Source organism: Pseudomonas sp. HY2-MNA-CIBAN-0224, from assembly GCF_040310285.1.
Taxonomy (GTDB): Bacteria; Pseudomonadota; Gammaproteobacteria; order Pseudomonadales; family Pseudomonadaceae; genus Aquipseudomonas; species Aquipseudomonas helleri.
Window position 1 is genome coordinate 1 of sequence record NZ_JBEOPQ010000503.1, and the last position, 273, is coordinate 273.

Genomic DNA, 273 nt, shown 5'->3' on the forward strand with positions numbered 1-273 from the left:
GGTCTAGGTCTGGCTATTGTTGATCGTATCGCCCACTTGCATCATGGTACGGTTGAGGCCATCAATCATCCTGATGGCGGCCTACAAGTCTGTGTGCGTATTCCCCTATTATCCAAGGTGGCAGGAGAGCAAACACTAACAGAAAATATAGAAGCAGCTCATTCAGACAAAGCAAAAATGGCAGATCATATACCTAATAAAGAAGCTGAAAAAAGACGATGGCAAAATCGTCTTTAAAGTCGCTGTAACTATTTAACTGTCTCAGTATTTAAG

1 pseudogene is annotated in these 273 nt (G+C 42.1%); it reads left to right on the top strand.

The features are described 5' to 3' along the window. A pseudogene (locus AAEZ03_RS29345) lies at positions 1-237 on the top strand (hypothetical protein); the annotation flags it as partial. Positions 238-273: the final 36 nt, after the last annotated feature.